Origin of the sequence: Arthrobacter sp. NQ7 (genome assembly GCF_029581595.2) — a bacterium.
In the GTDB taxonomy this organism is placed as follows: Bacteria; Actinomycetota; Actinomycetes; order Actinomycetales; family Micrococcaceae; genus Arthrobacter; species Arthrobacter phenanthrenivorans_B.
The window spans coordinates 1-405 of sequence record NZ_JARFXU020000071.1 but is presented as its reverse complement, the minus strand read 5'-3'; the positions used below and the strand labels follow the sequence as shown (position 1 = coordinate 405).

Annotated in this window: 1 protein-coding gene; it reads right to left on the bottom strand. The window is 67.9% G+C overall.

Annotated features, from left to right (window positions below; translation table 11 throughout):
- Positions 1-405 (bottom strand): MMPL family transporter (locus PUN71_RS23075; protein WP_283532437.1); only part of this gene is annotated, 405 nt, incomplete at both ends.

The following is a 405-nucleotide window of genomic DNA, read 5'->3' as shown; positions in this document are numbered from 1 at the left end:
AGGCCAACGCCGGAGCCAGCAGCGAGCGCACCAGCACGGTATCGAGCAGGGCGTGGAAGGACACGATGAAGGCAAGCTGCACCAGGAACATGATGGGGATGACCCCCAGGGCTGCGGAGGCGTCGGGAAGGACAACACCGGCAGAGGTGATCACGCCGCCGGTCACCACCGGGGCGCGCGGGATGCCGGGCGTGGTGCCGTGCTTGAGCGATTCCTCCCGGACGCGGCTCATCAGGAAGATGGTGTAGTCCACGCCCAGGGCCTCCGAGAAGACTAAGCCGAACAGCGGAGCGGTGGCGTCGGCTCCCCCGAACCCGTAGAGGTTGTTGAACACGAAAGCCGCGACGCCCTGTGCGGCCGCGTAGGACAGCACCGCCGAGAGCACCAGCAGGACCGGGGCCACGA